This window comes from Vallitalea sediminicola (assembly GCF_054408565.1).
The window spans coordinates 1-209 of record NZ_BTPT01000342.1 but is presented as its reverse complement, the minus strand read 5'-3'; the positions used below and the strand labels follow the sequence as shown (position 1 = coordinate 209).

The following is a 209-nucleotide window of genomic DNA, read 5'->3' as shown; positions in this document are numbered from 1 at the left end:
CCTATACCTATTATTAATATCATTAATAATAGGTATAGGAACAGTTTTATCATGTACGGTTGAAGCTTTCAGAATTAAAATATTTAATCTTTTTGTTGAAAATAATAATGAATACACTAGTGTACAAGTAAAAGAAGATGAAGAAAGCATACCAAATAGTTGGAGTAATTATTATTATCCCGAATATCTACCACAAGATTTTGTATTGG

At 26.3% G+C, this 209-nt stretch carries 1 protein-coding gene; it reads left to right on the top strand.

Annotated elements, in window-relative coordinates; translation table 11 throughout:
• Nucleotides 1-209: hypothetical protein (locus tag ACX6CF_RS26985; protein ID WP_458788462.1), on the top strand; the 209-nt coding region annotated here is incomplete at both ends.